We start from the raw sequence: 20784 nt of genomic DNA on the forward strand, positions 1-20784 counted from the left end.
TGATAGTGTATGTTTGAAAACGAAGAAACTACAATCATTCCTAAAGAAAGAATTGTAAAAGAAATTGAAGTGTACAAAGAGAAAGCAGCAGGCTTTTGGATACGCTTTTGGGCATTTTTAATTGATTCTCTTGTCATCTCAGCAATTGTCGGCATTGTCATCAATCCAATTTTCCACCTTATGGATTGGAGTTTTGATGAGTCTGTATGGTATCGGCCAATTGTTATCTTATCTGCCATCGTCTATTATGCATACTTTATTGTGCTGACAAAATTATGGGGCCAGACGGTCGGCAAAATGGTTTTCGGTCTTCGTGTTAAAAAAGATAATGGGGAGTCAATGGATTGGATGTCCGTTCTTTTTAGAGAGGGAATCGGCAGATTTATCAGCAATACATTTTTTAAATTGCCATACTTGATTGTTGTATTTACACCAGATCATAAGGCAATCCAGGACTTTATCGCAGATACGACTGTTGTGCATGAAGAGGTTTTTTCAAAGAAAAAGGTTTTAACGCAGGAAATATCGGATACTAATACAGTAACGACACCTTCAATTTGACGGTGAAGGGAACAGCTGGAAATCTCTAGACTAAGGCGCTCCCTTTGCCACGGGAATGGTAGCATGTAGATGTGACCGGCACACCAGCCATGCTTCTAGGTAACTATTTATCCAGGGCTATTCGGAAAGTATGTACTTTCTGGGTAGCCCCTTCCCTTTTATATGAAGCGCTGGAAGTTGCAATTTTTCTGCTAAATCTAGTAAGATGGAATACATATAGTAAGGAGGCGTTTTCATTGGTTCAAACTACATTCAAACAAAATCCGGTGACATTAATCGGCAGTGAAGTAAAAGTAGGGGACACAGCACCTGATTTTAAAGTGCTGGCAAATGATTTATCGGAAGTAACGTTAAAGGATTCAGAGGGGAAAATCCGCTTGTTTAGTGTTGTTCCTTCTTTGGATACAGGAGTGTGTGATGCTCAAACGAGAAAGTTCAACGAAGCTGCAGGTGAGTTCGGCGACCAAGTGCTCGTTTATACAGTATCGATGGATTTACCGTTTGCCCAAAAACGCTGGTGTGGAGCTGCGGGTATCGACAATGTTGTCACTGTATCTGACCACCGTGATGGCTCTTTTGGTGAAGCGTATGGAGTGCTTATTCAAGAAATGCGCCTATTAACTCGTTCTGTATTTGTAGTGGATACAGAAGGAAATGTAACATACGTTGAGTATGTTCCCGAAGCAACTGAACATCCAAATTATGATGCGGCGATAGAAGCTGTAAAAGCGCTGATTAAATAATATTCTTTTTTATACTTTTGTAGTAAAGTGTAAAAGGGCAGAATGGGACTCACTCGAAAGGGTGAGTTCTTTCATTTGCAAAAAGTACTTGTTTTATAGCTTGAAATGATGCGGCAGTTTCAGTTCTCCGGAACTGGATATGTCTTTAGGAAAGGAAGTTATGGATGGAAAAGTTTGAACAGATTTTTACGATTGTGAATGAGCAGGCGGAAAAATTCGAACAGCAGGATATGACCTATCTAGATGGAGTACTTGCGATGCTTGAAGGCACACTTGATGGGAAATTTTCATGGCATGTGGAAGGTGCCACAAAAGAAGATATGCGCAAGGCCATTCAAATTGCGATATTAAAGGGAATGCGGAAGAATACACAGCCTAATCATCAAATGACACCTGATACATTGGGGCTGCTCGTAAGCTATTTTGTAGAACAGTTTTATGAGGAAACGCTAAAAGATGGGGCGATTTCCGTAGCGGATTTAGCTCTTGGTACAGGAAACTTGATGTTTACGGTGATGAATGCGCTGGATGGAAAAATATCAGCAACAGGTGTCGAAGTAGATGAACTGCTTATTCGTTTAGCAGCAGCAACAGCTGATTTAATAGAGCAGCCCGTTTCGCTGTATCGCCAGGATGCGCTGGAAGCTCTTCTAGTAGACCCTGTAGATGCCGTTGTATGTGATTTACCAGTCGGCTACTATCCGAATGAAGAGGTGGCACTTGACTATGAGCTATGTGCGGCAGAAGGAATGAGCTATTCACACCACTTATTTATTGAACAGTCTTTGAATCATACAAAGGAAGGCGGCTATTTGTTCTTCCTTATTCCGGCTGCATTATTTGAGTCAGAACAGGCAAAGGACTTACATCAATTCATTAAAAAGCATGCATGGATTCAAGCTGTTATCCAGCTGCCAGAGGGAATGTTTGCCTCTCGTGCCCATGAGAAGAGTATTCTTATTTTACAAAAGCAGGGCACAGAGCTAAAGGCGCCTCGGGAAGTGTTGCTTGCTAAAGTTCCGAATATGGCCAATAAAGAAGCATTGGCGATGTTCTTCCAAAAAGTACAGCTATGGAAGAAAAATAAATAAGCGGGAACCGTCTCTTAAAGAGGCGGTTTTTTTATGGGAATTTCATATTGGAAAGCTTCTTACGGTCACCGCCGTTATGTCGCGATGCGTAAAAATAATAAGGATATTATCAAAATTGTCATAGGAAGGCCAGATGAAAAAGAGCTTTCGTTAAGAAAGCTCTTTTTGTCAGGTATTTTTAGTTTAGTAGAAAAGAAAAATCACTCGGGAGTCCGGATGACAAGTACATCACATTTAGCAGAGCGTACAATTGCTTCCGATACGGAGCCGATTAGGAAACGCTCTACAGCATTAAGGCCAGTAGCACCGCAAACGATAAGATCAGCATTTACAAGGCTTGATAAGTCCTTCGTAATGATGTTTTTTGGTGATCCGTATTCGATAATTACTTTTACGTTTTCAACACCTTCTGCTTCTGCTTGTGCTTTATATCCATTTAGTAATTCTTCGGCATGCTGCTGAGCACGTTCAGCGATAGAACGGTCATATGCTTCGATTGCTGCGAATGAACGAGTGTCGATTACATTTACGAGGTTCAATGTACATCCAATATTACGTTTTGCTACATCGATTGATTTACGGAACGCATATTCAGCTTCTTTAGAGCCGTCTACTGCAACTACAATGCTTTTATAATGGTTTGCCATATTCCATTTCCTCCTTTATCTGTATAAATTCATTGTATCAAAAGCAATAAAAATAAAATAGCCAGTAAGAAAAAAATGGCATTTTGTTCACATGAATTCTGTAGTTTATATGAATTTTTTTTGCTTTTACTTGTATATTCCTTAATAAATAAGCAGCGAAACAAATAAAAAATTGTTTTTCAAAGTTCTGAATTATTGGCTTACTAAATTTGTATAAAATGATACAATGGATGTGACAAATTAACTGTCGTCAACAGGGGAGGGCTAATGGATGAAAATTGGAGTTCCAAAGGAAATTAAAAACAATGAATACCGTGTAGCAATGACGCCGGCTGGTGTAATGACGCTTACGGGTGTAGGACATGAAGTAATTATTGAAGCGGGAGCGGGGGCAGGTTCTTCCTTCACAGATGAAGATTATAAACGTGCCGGTGCAACAATTGTCAGTACGGCCGCTGAAGCTTGGGATGCCGAAATGGTAATGAAGGTAAAAGAGCCATTAGAAAGTGAGTTTGCTTATTTCCATGAGGGGCTGATATTATTCACTTATTTACACTTGGCACCTGAGCCGGAGCTAACAAAGGCATTACTTGATAAAAAGGTTGTTGGTATTGCTTATGAAACAGTACAGCTTGCCAACCGGTCATTGCCATTACTTACGCCGATGAGTGAAGTAGCAGGGAAAATGGCTACACAAATCGGTGCCCAATACTTGGAAAAACTAGAGGGTGGAAAAGGAATCCTTCTTGGTGGTGTTGCTGGGGTACCGCGTGCAAAAGTGACGATTATTGGGGGAGGTATTGCCGGAACAAATGCTGCAAAAATTGCGGTCGGTATGGGAGCGAATGTGACAATTATCGATTTAAGTGCAGAGCGTCTCCGCCAATTGGATGATCTGTTTGGTAATGATGTACAAACGTTAATGTCGAATCCGTTCAATATTGCAGAAAGTGTTCGCACTTCTGATCTTGTCATTGGTGCGGTATTAATTCCGGGAGCAAAAGCACCGAAGCTTGTAACAGAGGAAATGATCCAAAGTATGCAGCCTGGATCAGTTGTTGTTGATATTGCTATCGACCAAGGCGGAATTTTCGAAACGAGCGACCGTGTCACAACACATGATGATCCTGTATATGTGAAGCATGGTGTTGTACATTATGCTGTAGCGAATATGCCTGGTGCTGTTCCTCGTACGTCTACAATTGCGTTAACAAATAATACAGTACCGTATGCGCTTGAAATCGCCAATAAAGGCTTTATCCGTGCATGTACACAAAATCCGGCGCTGCAGCTTGGTTTGAATACAGTGGACGGAGAGCTTGTATATGAAGCTGTTGCTGATGCGCAAGGATTAACTTATACACCGGCTATCGATGTAATCAATCGTTTAGCTGGGTTATCATGACCATCCTATTAAAAGAGCTACACCTCTATCGAAACGGAAAAACTATTCTACAGGATGTTACGTGGGAGGTACAAGCTGGAGAGCATTGGGCTGTCCTAGGACTAAATGGCAGTGGTAAAACAACATTGCTGAAGGTGATCAATGGCTATCTTTGGCCGAATGAAGGCTCCGTGCAGGTATTTGGTGAAACGTTTGGTAGGACAGACATCCGCGAGGTCCGCAAATCTATCGGCTGGGTGAGTGCTGCCATGATCGAGGAATTTGACCGTCGTGATCCAGCTATAGAAATTGTGCTGAGCGGGGCATACGGAGCTATCCGTTTATTTGAATCAGTCTCCGAAGCAGAGATTGCAGAAGGTGTACAGATGATGGACCGCTTCGGCATCGTCCATCTTGCGAATTGTCCATTTGAATACTTATCGCAAGGTGAGCGGCAACGGGTGCAAATTGCCCGCGCCATGATGGCAAAGCCGAAATTACTTATTTTAGACGAGCCATGTACAGGGCTGGATTTGATCGAAAGAGAGCACTTGCTGCACATAATTAGTGAGGTAGCGGAGGCTGGTAATGTGACGATCCTATATGTTACCCACCATGTTGAAGAAATCCTGCCCTGCTTTACTCATACTTTGCTTATGCGGGATGGCCGGGTATTTGCACAAGGAGAAAGTGCCATGTTGCTGAATCAACGGACATTATCTTCATTTTTTAATCATGACGTTGCAGTCCAGTTGGAAAATGGAAGAGCGTGGGTTGCAGTGAAATAGCAAGCTAATAAAAAACGAGGGGAGACGGTAAGTGCTCCACTCGTTTTTTAGTTGGGAAGGCTAAGCTCCCCGAAGGCTTCCACCAATTCATAGGAAAATGACGGCTTCGTATATGAGACACCGTCAAAAGTGAGAAAATACCTCTTTTATCGCTGGATGACCATTAACTCTTTAGGGAATTTTGTTAATATTTCCACTCCGTCTTTTGTCACTACTACATCATCTTCAATACGTACACCTGTTACATCCGCTTTGTAAATGCCTGGCTCGATAGTAAAGACCATACCTTCTTCCATAGGCAGTTCATTTACGCCTGTGATAGAAGGGAATTCATGAACAGAAATACCAAGTCCATGTCCTAACCGGTGTGGGAAATAGTCGCCGTAGCCAGCATCGGCAATCGTATCGCGTGCTATTTTGTCCAAATCCATCGCACGCACTCCTGGTTTGACCGCTGCAATGGCATCTTCATTCGCTTTTAAGACAGCATCATAGATTGCGCGCTGGGCCTCGTTTATTTCTCCGAATGCCACTGTTCGTGTAATATCAGAGCAGTATCCTTCGTAAATGACACCAAGATCGAATAAAACCATATCGCCCCGTTTGATTTTCCGGTTGCCTGGTACACCATGTGGAGAAGCCGACTTCTCACCTGCAAGCACCATTGTATCGAAGCTCATTGAGTAGCCTTTTGCTTTTACAGCAGATTCAATCTCATTTAACACTTCTAATTCTGTCTTGCCCTCTGTAAGAGCCTCACAGCCGACTTGGACAGCGTAATCCGCCAGTTCCGCTGCCTTGCGCATTTTTTCTAGTTCCTCGCTGGATTTAATAACGCGCATAGCATTAATTTGATCATCCAGACGCTCAAATCGTGCATCAGGATAATGGGCAGCCAGTTCTTCCAGGCGCTCTACTGTTAAATGCGATTTTTCGATTGCAAGAGAACGCATTGTGATACTGCGTTTTGCCACAGCCTGTGCCACTTTATCCCAAGCATTTTCCGTATCTAAATGCCCGATTGTTTCAAATGACCAGCCTGCTGCTACCGCATCCGGAACTTCCATTTGCGGGCAAATTAAAAACGGTTCTGCTTCCTGGAATACCATGACGCCAAGTAATCTCTCATGTGGCTCGCTTAAAAAACCTGAAAAGTAAAATACATTGTCAGGCATCGTAATAAGCGCAGCGTCTATATGCTTCTCTTTTAAAAAACCTTGTAATTGTTGTAGTTTCGTCAAAATAAATCCTCCTAGCGATTATTTATGAATGGCATTAAAAAGCATAGCAGAAAAAAGGATTTTCTGCATTATTGTCGAAGTAAAGTGAGTGAGAAATAGTTTGAAGGAGGGTTTTGATGAAAATTTCGTACCATGGTCATTCTGTTGTAAAAATTGAAACAGAAGGAAAAACGATTTTAATTGACCCATTCATCAATGGAAACGAATTAACAGATTTGAAGGTAGAGGATCAAAAACCGGATGTCATTTTATTAACGCACGGTCATAATGACCATGTCGGGGATACGGTGGAAATTGCTAAGGCGAGTGGTGCACTTGTAGTGGCACCGAATGAATTGGCAGTGTATCTCGGCTGGCAAGGCTTGAATACTCATCCGATGCATATTGGGGGAGCACGTCAGTTCGATTTCGGAAAAGTGAAATTCACACAGGCATTTCACGGTTCCTCATATACAACACCTAATAATGAAATCATTTATACAGGGATGCCTGCAGGGATTCTTTTTACAGCTAAAGGCAAGACAATCTACCATGCGGGCGATACAGCGCTATTTTCGGATATGAAGCTAATAGGTGAGCGGCATCCGGTTGATGTGCTGTTTATTCCGATCGGTGATAATTTCACAATGGGACCGGAAGATGCCGCGTATGCGGTGTCATTGATAAAGCCGAAAATCGTAGTTCCTGTTCATTACAATACATTCCCGCCAATCGAGGTAGACCCGCAAAAGTTCGCCGATTTAGTGGAAGAGGCGGATGTTCAGATTCTGCAGGCTGGCGAATTTGTTACATTTAAATAGGCATAGGTAATTGTGCGAATAAGAGCTGGAAAGGCCGTAATACAGGCTTTTTCAGCATTTTTTATTACAGCGGGGGCAAAGATAGGATAAAGAAATGAAAAGAAAGAAGTTATGGGGGCAACTTTAAATTTTCGTAACAAAATGTAGAAATATGGTACACTAATGGCAGGAATGAATGATGAGGAATAGGTGATATTGTGTCAACAAAACATGAAAAGATTTTGCAATATATTGAATCGTTACCGGTAGGAGACAAGATTTCGGTACGTCAAATTGCAAAGGAAATGCAAGTGAGTGAGGGAACGGCTTACCGTGCGATCAAGGAAGCGGAGAATCGCAGGCTGGTAAGTTCAATCGAACGGGTTGGGACAATCCGTATCGAAAAGAAAAAAAAGGAAAACATTGAACGATTGACGTTTGCGGAAATCGTCAATATTATAGATGGTCAAGTACTTGGCGGGAAAGATGGCCTGCATAAAACGTTGACGAAATTCGTTATTGGAGCTATGAAGCTTGAAGATATGATGCGTTATACAGATGCGGGAAGTTTATTAATTGTCGGTAACCGGACGCAGGCACATGAGCATGCTTTGACAGCGGGAGCAGCGGTACTTATTACAGGAGGCTTTGATACGACCGATGAAAATAAGCGCCTGGCAGACAAGCTGGAATTGCCGATTATATCTACAAGTTATGATACGTTTTCGGTAGCTACCATGATCAATCGTGCTATATATGACCAATTGATTAAAAAGGATATATTACTCATCGAGGATGTTTATATTCCTCTTGAAAATACTGCAGTACTGCGCAGCGACCAGACGATTATGCATTTCCGCAAGAAGAATGCATCAACGACTCATGGGGCTTTCCCGGTTGTGACACCCCAAAACAAACTGGTCGGGATGATTACATCAAAAGACGTCATTGGAAAAGAAGATGATGAAGCGATTGAAAAGGTGATGACAAAAAATCCAATTGCTGCTTCGATGAAAACAAGTGTTGCTTCAGCTGGTCACCGGATGATTTGGGAAGGAATTGATCTTATTCCGGTAGTAAATGATGACGGTATTTTGCAAGGGGTCATCAGCCGTCAGGATGTGTTAAAGGCAATCCAAACAGCGCAACGTCAGCCGCAGCATGGAGAGACAATTGATGATTTAGTAAAAAATGAGATGAGGGTCATTGGTGATGAGGAAGTAATGGTGGAATTCACTGTAACGCCGCAGATGACTAATCAATTCGGGGCTCTTTCATATGGAGCTTTTACAACACTGCTGTCTGAGGTAGGGTCGTTTGCATTGAAACGCCGAAAACGTGGTGATGCAGTGGCGGAAAATATGACCATTTACTTTATTAAACCAGTCCAGATGGAAAGTGTGCTGACAGTAAAGCCGCGCATTTTAGATATGAGCCGTAAATTCGTAAAAATGGATTTTGAAGTGTTTAATGGCACGGTCCTCGTAGGGAAGGCAATGATGATGTTCCAGCTATTAGAGCGGTAAGTGGCAGAGTCATTTATGTGAGACATTTTTTATGGAGATTGGAAAGCTCTGTCCTTTTATCTACATCAAAAAAAGAGGCGGCAAGTTGCCCCTCTTCTTTCCAAGTTACTGGTTCAGCCTATATTCCTCTTCAACAAATTGCCCTTCATGACGTGTACGTTTATAGTTATTGACTGCCATTCCTACGCCTATAATGACAAAGACAACAGCAACAGCATAGCCTACGAAGGTTGGATAGATGATTGTCACATTCAAACCGAAGAAAATCATAAAAATGCCAAGAGCGGTACCGGCCTTCGCCGTATACCATTTTTTTCGGATAGGTAGTGTTGAACGGAACTGTTTCGTTTTATAATAGAAGTAAGCAACGAAAGATAAAATGATACCTGCAACAAATAAAAAATTCAATATATTCATAGTGACCCCCAGTTAAAAGCAAAGCTGTTATTATTGTACCGGCTTTGTAAAAAAATTGCGAATGGAATTCACTGCGTAGTAGGAGGAATCGTCTTGAAACGACAAATCATTGACACAATTGAGAAATATGATCATATCATTATTCATCGGCATGTACGGCCGGATCCGGATGCATACGGTTCCCAGTTTGGACTAGCAGAAATGATTAAACATAATTATCCGGAGAAGATTGTCCATACAGTCGGGGAGCATGATGAATCATTAACATTTTTGCGTACACCTGAATGTATTGAAGACGAGGCGTTTCATCAAGCTCTTGTCATCGTAACTGATACGGCGAATACAGAACGCATTGATGATCAGCGCTATACAAAAGGCGATTTTCTGATCAAAATTGACCATCATCCAAATGATGATCAGTATGGAGACTTATTATGGGTAGATACGACAGCAAGCTCCTGCTCTGAAATGATTTATGATTTATTTGAAGAAGGTAAAGTTTATAAAGGATGGACGCTCTCAGACGAGGCAGCCCGTTTGCTATTTGCGGGAATTGTAGGCGATACAGGACGTTTCCTATTCCCGAGTGCTACTCTTAAAACATTTGAAACGGCAGGTCATCTCATTCAGTATAATTTTGACCGGAATGCTGTTTATGATGGTATGTATGAAATGGACCGCAAGCTGCTGAATTTACAGGGATATATTTATCAGCATTTCATTATGGATGAGTATGGAGCAGCTTATATAAAAATAACGAAGGATGTGTTAAAGGAATTCGATGTAACCCCTTCAGAAACTTCCTTGCTCGTTGGTTCGCTTGGGAATGTCAAAGGCATTTGTGCATGGGTTTTCTTTATAGAAGAGGAGACATCGATTCGTGTACGCCTTCGTTCGAAAGGGCCGATTATCAATCAATTGGCGAAAAAATATAATGGTGGCGGCCACCCGTTAGCTTCAGGTGCATCTGTTGCAACATGGCAGCAGGCAGAACAGGTCATTGCAGACTTAACGGAAATTTGCCGTACTCATCAATAATACAAGGAGGGACGAAATGGTGGTGCCAATTGTTTATCCACAAATACGGACAAGCGCCGATTTATTAAAAAGTACCATTCGTATGGAAGCCCTCATTCCTTTTTTACAACAGCAAAAGGCAGAAGCTTGTGCAATCGTAAATTCCAAATTGTACGGGCTTTTGCCTTTTTGGCATGCAACAAAAGAGGCGGGGATTCACGCAGTCATTGGGCTGTCAGTACGTGTTCAATTTACAGAGGAAATTGTACTTCCGCTTGTCCTTTATGCAAAAGATAATGCAGGCTATCAAAGCTTATTGAAAATCAGCAGTTCAGTAGCGATCCGTTCAGACGAATTACTGCCATGGCGCTGGCTCGCAGCATACGCAACTGGCTGTGTGGCTGTTATCCCGGCCATGGATAACCATAGCAGCTGGCTGCACGCGGAAGCGGAGGGGTTTTTAAGAGAGCTGAAACAGCTGTTTCGGTCTAATTTATATATAGGAATATCCCGAAAAGGTGGGGCTTTTCCAGAAGAACAGATAGCTGTGCAGAAAGCGGGGGAGTTAAACAGCCAAATAGTCATCCTCCATGAAAGTACCTTCCTACGTCCTGAGGATCATTTCTCTTATGAAGTAGCCCGTGCCATTGAGACAGGGGTAAAGCTAGGTGAATCATTGCATGGAAACAAAACAAAGCATCAATTTGTGCCGACAGCCGAAGAATTTACAACTCTTTTTGCAGGACGGGAAGAGTGGATGAACAACACAAGGGAGCTGCTGTTAGGATGTCAGGTAGACCTAACATTTGGACAGACCTTTATGCCAAAGTTCCCTGTAGAGGAAGGAAAGACAGCAGAAGACGTGCTACACGAGCATGCGGTTTCGGGTTTGAAAGCACGTCTGCAATTGGCTGAATTGCCGTCTCTTTATATAGAGCGTCTGCAATATGAACTGCAAATCATTTACACAATGGGATATGCAGATTACTTTTTGATTGTCGAGGATTTCATGCGGTTTGCAAGAGAGGCACATATTCTCACAGGACCGGGACGCGGATCATCGGCTAGTTCCCTTGTAGCGTACGCCCTTCAAATTACACAAGTAAATCCTTTACAATATGATCTGTTGTTTGAACGTTTTTTAAACCCGGAACGTGTTTCTCTGCCGGATATTGATATTGACTTTGTTGATACAAGACGCCAGGAAGTAATTGAGTATGTAGCGCAGAAATATGGCAAGCAGTATGTAGCACAAATTATTACGTTTGGTACTTTATCGGCAAAGGCTGTTGCCCGTGATGTCGCCCGCATGTTTAATTTTGAGAATGAGACACTTGAAATGATTTCAAAGCTGATCCCTAACCGCCATGGGATAACGCTTGCACAGGCATATGCAGATTCACAACCTCTTCGTGATTGGATAGGGCAGCAGGAAATCAGGATGCAGTGGTTTGCTGCTGCCCAGGCACTAGAAGGATTGCCGCGGAATGCGTCTACCCATGCTGCCGGAGTCGTGCTGAGTCCTGTTCCGCTTGTTGATGTAATCCCGATTGAGGAAGGACACGAAGGTGTCTATTTGACACAGTGGCCGATGCAGGATGTGGAAAAGAGCGGTCTTTTAAAAATGGACTTTTTAGGCTTGCGCAATTTGACGATTCTTGAACAGATTTGCCGATCTATCTCCTATACGCATAATATGGCAATTGACTTGAACCGTTTACCGATGGATGACGAAAAAACTTTCCGATTGCTTGCTGTCGGAGATACATCGGGTATCTTTCAGTTGGAATCAGAAGGTATGAGGGGGGCACTGCGTGAAATTAAGCCGACTCACTTTTTAGATATTGTCGCTGTCAATGCTTTGTATCGTCCCGGCCCGATGGATTTTATTCCTGTATATGCAAGGCGTAAGCATGGAATAGAGCAGGTAAAGATGCCCCACCCGGTTCTTGAACCGATATTAAGCGAGACATACGGTGTGATTGTCTACCAAGAGCAAATTATGCGTATTGCTCATCTCTTTGCTGGTTTTACAATAGGTGAGGCGGATTTGTTAAGACGCGCTGTCAGTAAGAAAAACAGGGAGATTTTGGAGCAGGAGCGTGCTCACTTTGTAAATGGGGCTTTGCGTCAAGGGCATGATGCAAAAACAGCGGAAAATATCTATGCGCTGATAGTACGTTTTGCTGATTATGGCTTCCCGAAAAGTCATGCGGTTGCCTATAGTATGATTTCCTATCAGCTTGCTTATTTAAAGGCAAATTATCCGGTGAATTTCTATGCAGCTCTAATGACGAATGCAACGGGAAATCAAGACAAGCTTGCGCAAATTTTGCTTGAGGCAAAGCAAAGAGGGATTGAGGTGCTGCCGCCGTCCATTCACAAATCAGCCCGGCATTTTAAAGTAGAAAATGGACGTATACGTTTTAGTCTATCCGCTATTAAGGGAGTACCGCAGCCATTCCTTCAAAAGCTGCTTGCTGTAAGGAATGAACGCCAGCAGCCGTTCGAGGATTTATTTGATTTAGCTGTTTCATTGAGTGCTGCTACGTTTAATCGAAAAGCCGTGGAACCGCTGATCAAGGCGGGAGCATTAGATGAATTTGGACGGGACCGCGCTGTACTGCTGGCTACAATAGACGCAGCAGTAAAACAGGCAGAGCTTGTTCGTCCGAATGAAGGGGAGGACTTGTTTTCGGATTCGTTCCTAGTATTTGGAAAACCAAAACATGTACAGGTTGAACCGATACCTGAAAAAAATAAGCTTCAGTTTGAAAAGGAAGTGCTGGGCTTTTATTTATCCGAGCATCCTGTGACAAAGCTCCGGCAGCGAGCTCCAAAAGTAAATGCTACAGTGCAAACAATGCGTTACATGAAGCCAAACAGTTATGTAAAATGTATCGGAATGATTACAGAGGTGCGTCAGCTGCGTACGAAAAAGGGAGAATTGATGGCTTTTGCACAATTAGAGGATGAATTCGGCGGAGTGTCATTAACGCTTTTTCCTAAGGAATATAATCACATAATGGGCAGGCTGAAAGAGGATGCATTTATTTTTGTAGAAGGCTTCCTTGAATATCGGTTTAATAAACCGCAGCTAAAAGTGAAACAGATAGATATTATGCTTTAATCATTTTAGAGAAAAAATCGTACAGGTTACTGTACGATTTTTTCTTTACATTCCAGACAAGTTTTTGTATGCTGAAAATAGTGAACTGGTCAGACCACTTTTTGTGGATGATAGTGAGGTGATGACGTTGGAGCAAAAGCCGGCGAAAAAAATGTTTTTGCAGATAGTGAAGCAGCTAAGAGAGCTGATTATGGAACAGCGAATTCAGCCGGGCGATAAGTTGCCTTCTGAACGTGTGTTATGTGAGAGGCTAAATGCTTCGAGATCCTCTGTAAGGGAGGCTCTCAGAAGTTTAGAACTGCTTGGGCTGATTGAATCAAGGCACGGTGGTGGAACATTTTTAGCAGATGTTGGCGGGCACCAGCTTGTCGAAATCCTGTCTTCTTTTATCCTACGGGAAGAAAAGTCCCAGAAGGATGTGCATGCGACAAGAGAAATGCATGAACGAGAAGCGATACGCATTATATGTGCAGAAAAAGAATTAAGAAATCTGCCTATTTGGGATAGTCTATTTGCCCAAATTGAACTGCAGCAGGAAGTAAAAAGAGCTGCTATTTTACGCGAATGTGTCATTGCAGCAGGGAACCGGTTAAGCCTTAAAATATGGATTCAGCTCCATGCATATAGTATGACATCATTAAAGGATCGGGTGACAGTGTCGGAAAAGGAGGCACTGCAAATCTTGATAAAATCGATGCAAATGGGCTATACAGAGGAAGCAATAGAAGCTTACAACGAATGGATAGGCCAGATATAAAGGGGGAAGTTGTATGGCAATTCGTAATCTATTTTCTAAAACAAAAAAGCGTTCGGTCGTAATTCAGCCAAGGGATGAGAAGGTATTTCCCGAAGGTTTAATGATGAAATGTCCTGAATGCCGAAAAATTCATTTAACAAAAGAGTTTCAGCAAAATCAGAAGGTTTGTCCAAGCTGTCAGCATCATTTAAAAATGACAGCAAGTGAACGAATCGCTGTTTTTTTAGATGAAGGAACATTCGAGAGTTTTGATGACCATCTTCAAACAACAAATCCACTTCAATTTCCGGCATATGTTGATAAGGTGCAGGTGGATATGAAAAAGACAGGGCTTAATGAGGCTGTTCTTACAGGGAAAGGCAAATTGCAGGGGCAAGATGTTATTGTGGCGGTAATGGATTCGCATTTCCGCATGGGATCGATGGGTTCTGTGGTAGGGGAAAAAATTACACGCGCTATTGAACGGGCAACAGAAGAACGTGTGCCATTCATCATCTTTACAGCAAGCGGCGGTGCCCGGATGCAAGAAGGTGTATTATCGCTTATGCAAATGGCAAAAACAAGCGTAGCATTAAAGCGGCATAGCGAGGAAGGGCTGCTATATATTTCGATTTTGACACATCCAACAACAGGTGGTGTATCGGCCAGCTTCGCTTCTATTGGAGACTATAATATTGCAGAACCGCAGGCATTAATTGGTTTTGCCGGCCGCCGGGTCATTGAGCAGACGGTGCGGGAAAAACTGCCGGAAGATTTCCAAACAGCAGAGTTTTTGCTTGCCCATGGGCAGCTTGACGCTATTTTCCATCGCCATGAAATGCGGGAAAAGGTTGCAATGCTAGTGAAGCTACATGTGAAGGGGGATGTATCCCATGTCTAAACCAATGGCATTTGAAGAGCCCGTCATTAAGCTGCGGGAAAAAATTGAAGAGCTAAAACAGATTGCCGAAACGGCAGACGTTGATATGAATGGAGAAATTGGCAAGCTGGAGGAACGATTATTCCAGTTGGAGCAAAGCATATACAGCAATATGGAGCCATGGGACCGCGTCCAGGTAGCAAGACATCCGGAACGCCCGACAACGTTAGACTATATCGGATTGCTGTTTGAGCATTTTATTGAATTGCACGGCGATCGTGTCTATGGTGATGACGCTGCCATTGTAGGAGGCATTGCCTCATTTAACGGCCAGCCGATTACCATTATCGGCCATCAGCGGGGGAAAACAACGAAGGAAAATATTCGCCGGAATTTTGGGATGCCGCATCCAGAAGGCTACAGAAAGGCACTTCGTCTAATGAAGCAGGCGGAAAAGTTCAATCGACCGATTATATGTTTTATCGATACAAAAGGAGCATATCCTGGTAAGGCTGCAGAGGAGCGCGGACAAAGTGAAGCAATCGCCAGAAATCTATTTGAGATGGCAGGTCTACGGGTACCGGTCATTAGTATTGTTATTGGCGAAGGCGGGAGCGGGGGTGCCCTTGCGCTAGGAGTCGCCAATAAAATTCTCATGCTGGAAAACTCTACTTATTCCGTCATCTCGCCGGAGGGGGCAGCTTCGATTTTATGGAAAGACGCCGCGTTGGCTAAGCAGGCGGCTGAAGCGATGAAAATTACCGCGATGGACTTAAAGGGAATGGGGATCATTGACGGGATTATTCCGGAAGTGGCGGGCGGTGCACACCGTAATATTTCCAAACAGGCCCTTACAATGCAGGAATGCATAGCTGATACGCTGGCTGAGCTGAATAAGTTGTCTCCAGAACAGCTTGTTGAAGCAAGATACGAGAAATTTAAACAGATCGGCGAATACGAAGAAATATAGAATCATTATCAAACACCTGTATAAATTAGCTTGTTTTGGAAAAAGTAATAAAGAGTAAAGGATGTGAATACGCATCCTTTATTCTTTTTAACAGGCGAAAAAACCTCGCTTTTCCGATCATTATAGAAGACAGCGACTCGTGCCTCCCGCGCGAGTCATGTTTTTCTAAAAAAAATAGAAGGTGTGAAAATTCAGGGCTCCAAAAGTCTCTGGAAAAATACATGTACATACAAGGCGGGCAACTGCAGCACATATGGCAAGACTGCCGGGGAACAGGTGTCTACGCCGATCACAGCCAAGATATCCATATCCTTTTTTATTTATAATGTAAAAGGAATGTACATTGTTGTGCGTGCTACTTACATAGATTGCGTATTCATGGTAATGTTTTACTAGCAAACCATTCTGACAGGAGGATACAGCAGATGAAAAAAATTGCCGTTTTGACAAGTGGTGGGGATGCACCGGGCATGAACGCCGCCATTCGTGCTGTTGTCCGGAAGGCACGCTTTCACGGTGTGGAAGTAGTTGGTGTCTATCACGGCTTTGAGGGGTTATATAAAGGGAATTTTGAACTGCTGGATTTAGGAGCAGTAGGCGGGATTATCCAACGTGGCGGAACAAAATTATACTCAGCCCGTTTTCCGGAATTCAAAGAAGACGAGTATCAACTTAAAGCAATTGAAAATATGCGAGAGCAGGGTATAGAAGGGCTCGTCGTCATTGGCGGCGATGGCTCATACCGCGGGGCAATGCAATTGACGGAAAAAGGGTTTCCTTGTGTAGGGATTCCGGGTACAATCGATAATGACATTGCAGGTACTGAATATACAATTGGTTTTGATACGGCCCTTAATACGGTTATTGATGCAATCGATAAAATCCGCGATACAGCGACAAGCCATGAAAATACCTTTATTGTAGAAGTAATGGGGCGTGCGGCCGGAGATATTGCTTTATGGGCCGGGCTAGCTGCCGGAGCTGAATCAGTATTGATTCCGGAAGAAGAATATGACCTGGAAGAAATTATTGCCCGTCTTGAACGTGGAGCGGCACGTAGCAAAAAACATAGCATTATAATAGTCGCTGAAGGCGTAATGCCCGGGCATAAATTGGCTAAAATTCTTGAAGAAAAAACAGGGATCCAAATCCGTGTTTCAGTGCTTGGACATATCCAACGTGGAGGAGCCCCATCCGCACAGGACAGGGTTCTCGCAGGGCGCCTTGGAGCAAAAGCAGTAGAGGTGTTGTTAGAAGGCGGAAGTGGCCGGGCTGTCGGTATTAGAAACCATACAATTGTTGATTATGGATTAAGGGAAGCTTATGAGGGTAATCATAAAGCAGACCTCAGTTTATATACATTATCAAAAGAATTGTCTATCTAAGATGAAAACGGAGCGGATGTTATATGAGAAAAACAAAAATTGTTTGTACAATTGGACCAGCTAGTGAATCACCAGAAATGCTTGAGCAGCTTATTAAAGCAGGGATGAATGTAGCGCGCCTTAACTTTTCACACGGGTCGCATGAAGAGCATGCAATTCGTATTGCGTCGATTCGTGATGCAGCAGAAAAAGTAGGGAAACCGGTGGGAATTCTGCTGGATACAAAGGGGCCGGAAATCCGTACGCATACGATGGAAAACGGTGAGCTCCACCTTGTCACAGGACAAGTAATCGATATTTCGATGAAGGAAGTTGTCGGAAATGAAAGTGTATTTTCGGTAACTTATGAACAATTAATCGAGGATGTAGACCAAAACGATATTATTTTACTGGATGACGGGTTGATTGAGCTTCGTGTACTGGCAAAAGATTTGGAGCGCGGTTTGATCCATACAATTGTTGAAAATGCCGGCGTTTTAAAAAATAAAAAAGGCGTGAATGTACCGGGCGTTGCGATTAAATTGCCTGGTATTACAGAAAAGGATGCACAGGATATTCTTTTCGGTATTGAACAAGGCGTCGATTTTATTGCTGCATCTTTTGTCCGTACAGCGAAGGATGTACTTGAAATCCGGGAATTATTAGAGCAAAATAACGGCTCGCATATTCAAATTATCCCTAAAATTGAAAACCAGGAAGGCGTAGACAATATTGATGCGATTATCGAGGTGTCTGACGGTCTAATGGTGGCAAGGGGTGACCTAGGGGTAGAGATTCCGGCAGAAGAAGTGCCGCTTGTGCAAAAATCCTTGATCAAAAAGTGCAACCAGGTGGGCAAGCCGGTAATCACAGCTACACAAATGCTCGATTCTATGCAGCGTAATCCCCGCCCGACACGTGCAGAAGCATCCGATGTAGCGAATGCCATTATGGATGGGACAGATGCGATTATGCTTTCAGGAGAGACAGCGGCAGGTCTTTATCCACTTGAGTCCGTACAGACGATGTATAAAATTGCCGACCGTACAGAACAGGCATTGAACTACCGTCAAATTGTATCTGAGCGCAGCCGTGAAAAAGAAGCAAATATGACGGAGGCTATCTCCCAGGCTGTAGCGTACACTTCTATTAATCTGAATGTTAAGGCAGTGCTTGCTCCTACAGAAAGTGGGAATACCGCAAAAATGATTGCAAAATATCGTCCGGGCGTGCCGATTGTAGCTGTTACCGGTTCGGTCAATACAGCGCAGATGCTGACACTTGTGTGGGGCGTGCAGCCGATTGTATGCGAGCGTGTGCAGACAACGGATGAAATTCTGGAGCTTGCTGTTGACGAATCATTAAAACACGGATATGTAAACCACGGCGATGCAGTAGTTATTACGGCAGGTGTTCCGGTTGGTGAAGCAGGAACGACCAACTTGATGAAAGTGCATATCATTGGCGACCTTTTAGCGCGTGGACAAGGTGTTGGGAAAGCGTCGGTTGTAGGAAAAGCAGTAATAGCAAAAAATGCCGGTGAAGCATTAGCCTATGAGACAGAAGGATGCATTTTAGTAACAGTGGGCTCTGATCGTGAAATGATGCCGGCAATTGAAAATTGTGCAGGAATTATCGCCGAAGAAGGCGGATTGACAAGTCATGCTGCTGTTGTCGGCTTAAGTCTAGGCATCCCGGTCATCGTCGGAGTGAAGGAAGCAACAACTCTTATCAGACATGGGCAGGAAATTACGATGGATGCAGAAACAGGCGTCATTTATAAAGGTCATGCAAGCGTTCTTTAAGAAATAAAAGAGCATCTGCAAAAGCAACGCTCATAAAAAATACAGAACAAAAAATAGAGCCTCTTGAAAGCTTCGTCTTTCCAGAGGCTTTATTTGTTTATTCTCCTTGCATGACGGGGTTTTATTCAATCATACCTATAATAAAAAGTTGTACATGAAACTTTTTAACGGCTGACTCGTATATAGTAGGGGGTGAAGAAAATGAGGAATCTCTTTATAGTATTCATTGCTTTTGTCTTGGCGGAAATAGCAGCGATTATCGTGGTGGGCAATTGGCTCGGTGTATTTCCGACTCTATTACTGCTGATCGCTACAAGTGTTCTTGGAGTGTACCTGTTAAAAAAACGAGGTAGCGAGTCTTTAAAGGAAATTCAGCGTTCGATTGCAAATGGACAAGCCCCTGGTATTGCGCTTATGGAAGCGTTTATGATGTTTATAGGAGCTGTACTGCTTGTACTGCCTGGTTTTTTATCGGATATTGTCGGATTGCTGATGCTAACCTCTACAACGCGTAATCTTTTCAAGCCGCTTATTTTTATGTGGCTGCGCAAAAAAATGAAAAACCATCATACAATTATCGTGCAAAGATAGATTTTTCCTTAAGCTTTACGGCAAGCAGCAAAAAGAATGGGCTTAGTAAAATACCGTAAAAGCCGAATAATAAAACAGAGGCGGCGCTGATGAAAAATGTATGGATTGTCCGAACATGGAAAGTGGACGCCCATAGATAGGATTCGGTTAGCTGCCTTGTTGTTTGGATAAAGATATACAAGACGATGATTGCAATACATAGAATAACTTTATCCACTATATAGAAATAAATGGCTAAAGGCACAAGGATAAGGCCAATCCCGAAGAACGGCAGGCAATCTGCCAAAGCGATAAAGAAGGCCTTTTGCCAAGGGAAACTGAATCCAAGCAGCCAAAAGCCGAGTACTAATAGTAAAAACGTTACTATCAGCAGCCGGATTTCTACATATAAGAAAGTAGTAAATAGATGCATAGCGCGTTCAAAATAGCTTTTCCACGTTTGTCGTACCGATTTTGGGGTATAGATGAAAAACCAGTACCTGTCCCTTTTACTTTCAAACAATGAAAAGTAGAAGGCCATAATAAAGATGATTACCTCAAAGAAATAGCTGAAAAGCTCTTTCGTGAGGTTAATACCGACAGAAGCTATTTGGTCTACAGCTGATAAAGCAGCTTCCATCATTGCCTGCAATATTGGATGCGAAAAAATATCGCTATTTACAAGCTCCTGAATTTGTGGAAAAACGATTATAAAGCTATCGATTATAAAGCGGACTAAAAAATACATTCCGTAAAAGAAAGAGATGGTGGTGAAAAATACTACCAACACGTATGGAATACGCAGCTTCTTATAAAAGAAGAGCAAAAATGGATGAAATAAAGTAGCGAAAAATATGCCGAGCGTAATAGGGGAAACGACAATCATAAGTAGTAAATATGACAAAAGAAGTGCAATTTTCTTAGTGCTTTCGTAGGAAAAGTTAAATAAATTATTCATTTAAAAACAGCTCACCTCTATTTTATGTTGGGTATATCTCGTTCGAATCTTGAATTTCTCTCTAAAGCACTATTTTTATATGTCATGCGCGTTTTTCTTAAGTTAGTTCCTTTTCATTCACAAAGCCGTCAAAATTGATTATAATGGTACATGTAAGCGATTTACTTATAGGTTCAT

General features: G+C 42.7%; 19 protein-coding genes. 15 read left to right on the top strand and 4 right to left on the bottom strand.

Translation table 11 applies throughout. From position 1 onward, the window contains the following. The first annotated feature begins 9 nt into the window (after positions 1-9). The 3 genes from BOD01S_RS14985 to BOD01S_RS14995 all read left to right on the top strand — a co-directional run bounded on the left by BOD01S_RS14985 (position 10) and on the right by BOD01S_RS14995 (position 2395). Entirely contained in the window at positions 10-561 is a 552-nt protein-coding gene (locus BOD01S_RS14985) for an RDD family protein (RefSeq protein ID WP_052124909.1), read from the top strand. Between the two features lie 236 nt (positions 562-797). Next, a complete protein-coding gene (gene tpx, locus BOD01S_RS14990) occupies positions 798-1304 on the top strand; it encodes a thiol peroxidase (protein ID WP_036156218.1) in 507 nt (168 codons plus the stop codon). Positions 1305-1468: 164 nt separating this feature from the next. Further along, entirely contained in the window at positions 1469-2395 is a 927-nt protein-coding gene (locus BOD01S_RS14995; protein ID WP_036156220.1) for a class I SAM-dependent methyltransferase, read from the top strand. Between the two features lie 200 nt (positions 2396-2595). Here the strand turns inward: BOD01S_RS14995 and BOD01S_RS15000 are convergent, their stop codons facing one another. Further along, entirely contained in the window at positions 2596-3042 is a 447-nt protein-coding gene (locus BOD01S_RS15000) for a universal stress protein (protein ID WP_036156223.1), read from the bottom strand. Positions 3043-3313: 271 nt separating this feature from the next. Here BOD01S_RS15000 and ald point away from each other — a divergent pair, with 271 nt between their 5' ends. Next, positions 3314-4447 (top strand): alanine dehydrogenase, encoded by a 1134-nt coding sequence (ald, locus tag BOD01S_RS15005; protein WP_036156224.1) that lies wholly within the window; start codon positions 3314-3316, stop codon positions 4445-4447. Beyond that, positions 4444-5214 (top strand): ABC transporter ATP-binding protein, encoded by a 771-nt coding sequence (locus tag BOD01S_RS15010; RefSeq protein ID WP_036156227.1) that lies wholly within the window; start codon positions 4444-4446, stop codon positions 5212-5214. Before ald ends, BOD01S_RS15010 begins: the two co-directional genes overlap by 4 nt. A 146-nt stretch (positions 5215-5360) precedes the next feature. On the opposite strand, the gene BOD01S_RS15015 is transcribed toward BOD01S_RS15010, so the two are convergent. Continuing rightward, on the bottom strand, positions 5361-6455 hold the full coding sequence (locus BOD01S_RS15015; RefSeq protein WP_036156229.1) for a M24 family metallopeptidase: 1095 nt from the start codon (positions 6453-6455) through the stop codon (positions 5361-5363). 116 nt (positions 6456-6571) lie between these two features. Between BOD01S_RS15015 and BOD01S_RS15020 the strand changes: the two genes are divergently transcribed. Together BOD01S_RS15020 and BOD01S_RS15025 are read left to right on the top strand one after the other, a co-directional pair. Beyond that, a complete protein-coding gene (locus BOD01S_RS15020; RefSeq protein ID WP_036156231.1) occupies positions 6572-7255 on the top strand; it encodes a metal-dependent hydrolase in 684 nt (227 codons plus the stop codon). A gap of 197 nt (positions 7256-7452) precedes the next feature. Then, the gene (locus tag BOD01S_RS15025; protein ID WP_036156233.1) at positions 7453-8760 is read left to right on the top strand and encodes a DRTGG domain-containing protein; all 1308 of its coding nucleotides are present in this window, start codon (positions 7453-7455) and stop codon (positions 8758-8760) included. A gap of 105 nt (positions 8761-8865) precedes the next feature. Here BOD01S_RS15025 and BOD01S_RS15030 read toward each other — a convergent pair whose 3' ends face one another. Next, positions 8866-9177: a YtpI family protein gene (locus tag BOD01S_RS15030; protein WP_036156234.1), complete on the bottom strand. Its 312-nt coding sequence runs from the start codon at positions 9175-9177 to the stop codon at positions 8866-8868. 93 nt (positions 9178-9270) lie between these two features. On the opposite strand from BOD01S_RS15030, the gene BOD01S_RS15035 reads away from it, so the two are divergent. The 8 genes from BOD01S_RS15035 (at position 9271) to BOD01S_RS15070 (ending at position 19670) form a co-directional block, all read left to right on the top strand. Beyond that, complete coding sequence (locus BOD01S_RS15035) at positions 9271-10215, top strand: DHH family phosphoesterase (RefSeq protein ID WP_036156236.1); 945 nt, start codon at positions 9271-9273, stop codon at positions 10213-10215. A gap of 16 nt (positions 10216-10231) precedes the next feature. Next, entirely contained in the window at positions 10232-13324 is a 3093-nt protein-coding gene (gene dnaE, locus BOD01S_RS15040) for a DNA polymerase III subunit alpha (RefSeq protein WP_036156238.1), read from the top strand. 103 nt (positions 13325-13427) lie between these two features. Beyond that, the gene (locus tag BOD01S_RS15045) at positions 13428-14081 is read left to right on the top strand and encodes a FadR/GntR family transcriptional regulator (protein WP_244887321.1); all 654 of its coding nucleotides are present in this window, start codon (positions 13428-13430) and stop codon (positions 14079-14081) included. Positions 14082-14094: 13 nt separating this feature from the next. After that, complete coding sequence (gene accD / locus BOD01S_RS15050) at positions 14095-14961, top strand: acetyl-CoA carboxylase, carboxyltransferase subunit beta (protein WP_036156242.1); 867 nt, start codon at positions 14095-14097, stop codon at positions 14959-14961. Then, on the top strand, positions 14954-15910 hold the full coding sequence (locus BOD01S_RS15055) for an acetyl-CoA carboxylase carboxyltransferase subunit alpha (protein ID WP_036156244.1): 957 nt from the start codon (positions 14954-14956) through the stop codon (positions 15908-15910). The genes accD and BOD01S_RS15055 overlap by 8 nt, the downstream gene beginning before the upstream one ends. Positions 15911-16335: 425 nt before the next feature. Next, positions 16336-17295, top strand: coding sequence for a 6-phosphofructokinase (pfkA, locus tag BOD01S_RS15060; protein ID WP_036156246.1), 960 nt, complete (start codon positions 16336-16338; stop codon positions 17293-17295). 23 nt (positions 17296-17318) lie between these two features. Continuing rightward, the gene (gene pyk / locus BOD01S_RS15065) at positions 17319-19079 is read left to right on the top strand and encodes a pyruvate kinase (RefSeq protein WP_036156248.1); all 1761 of its coding nucleotides are present in this window, start codon (positions 17319-17321) and stop codon (positions 19077-19079) included. Positions 19080-19280: 201 nt separating this feature from the next. Next, the gene (locus BOD01S_RS15070) at positions 19281-19670 is read left to right on the top strand and encodes an FxsA family protein (RefSeq protein WP_036156251.1); all 390 of its coding nucleotides are present in this window, start codon (positions 19281-19283) and stop codon (positions 19668-19670) included. On the opposite strand, the gene BOD01S_RS15075 is transcribed toward BOD01S_RS15070, so the two are convergent. Further along, positions 19654-20607, bottom strand: coding sequence for an AI-2E family transporter (locus BOD01S_RS15075; RefSeq protein WP_036156253.1), 954 nt, complete (start codon positions 20605-20607; stop codon positions 19654-19656). The two genes, BOD01S_RS15070 and BOD01S_RS15075, sit on opposite strands and share 17 nt — an antisense overlap. Positions 20608-20784 lie beyond the last annotated feature (177 nt).

The organism is Lysinibacillus odysseyi 34hs-1 = NBRC 100172 (genome assembly GCF_001591965.1).
Lineage (GTDB): Bacteria > Bacillota > Bacilli > Bacillales_A > Planococcaceae > Lysinibacillus_B > Lysinibacillus_B odysseyi.

Coding starts and splice junctions, on each gene's coding strand:
- BOD01S_RS15020 (WP_036156231.1), top strand. CDS start 6,572: ATGAAAATTTCGTACCATGGTCATTCTGTTGTAAAAATTGAAACAGAA.
- dnaE (WP_036156238.1), top strand. CDS start 10,232: ATGGTGGTGCCAATTGTTTATCCACAAATACGGACAAGCGCCGATTTA.
- pyk (WP_036156248.1), top strand. CDS start 17,319: ATGAGAAAAACAAAAATTGTTTGTACAATTGGACCAGCTAGTGAATCA.
- BOD01S_RS15030 (WP_036156234.1), bottom strand. CDS start 9,177: ATGAATATATTGAATTTTTTATTTGTTGCAGGTATCATTTTATCTTTC.
- pfkA (WP_036156246.1), top strand. CDS start 16,336: ATGAAAAAAATTGCCGTTTTGACAAGTGGTGGGGATGCACCGGGCATG.
- BOD01S_RS15010 (WP_036156227.1), top strand. CDS start 4,444: ATGACCATCCTATTAAAAGAGCTACACCTCTATCGAAACGGAAAAACT.
- BOD01S_RS15055 (WP_036156244.1), top strand. CDS start 14,954: ATGTCTAAACCAATGGCATTTGAAGAGCCCGTCATTAAGCTGCGGGAA.
- accD (WP_036156242.1), top strand. CDS start 14,095: ATGGCAATTCGTAATCTATTTTCTAAAACAAAAAAGCGTTCGGTCGTA.
- BOD01S_RS15000 (WP_036156223.1), bottom strand. CDS start 3,042: ATGGCAAACCATTATAAAAGCATTGTAGTTGCAGTAGACGGCTCTAAA.
- BOD01S_RS15070 (WP_036156251.1), top strand. CDS start 19,281: ATGAGGAATCTCTTTATAGTATTCATTGCTTTTGTCTTGGCGGAAATA.
- BOD01S_RS15075 (WP_036156253.1), bottom strand. CDS start 20,607: ATGAATAATTTATTTAACTTTTCCTACGAAAGCACTAAGAAAATTGCA.
- ald (WP_036156224.1), top strand. CDS start 3,314: ATGAAAATTGGAGTTCCAAAGGAAATTAAAAACAATGAATACCGTGTA.
- BOD01S_RS14985 (WP_052124909.1), top strand. CDS start 10: ATGTTTGAAAACGAAGAAACTACAATCATTCCTAAAGAAAGAATTGTA.
- BOD01S_RS14995 (WP_036156220.1), top strand. CDS start 1,469: ATGGAAAAGTTTGAACAGATTTTTACGATTGTGAATGAGCAGGCGGAA.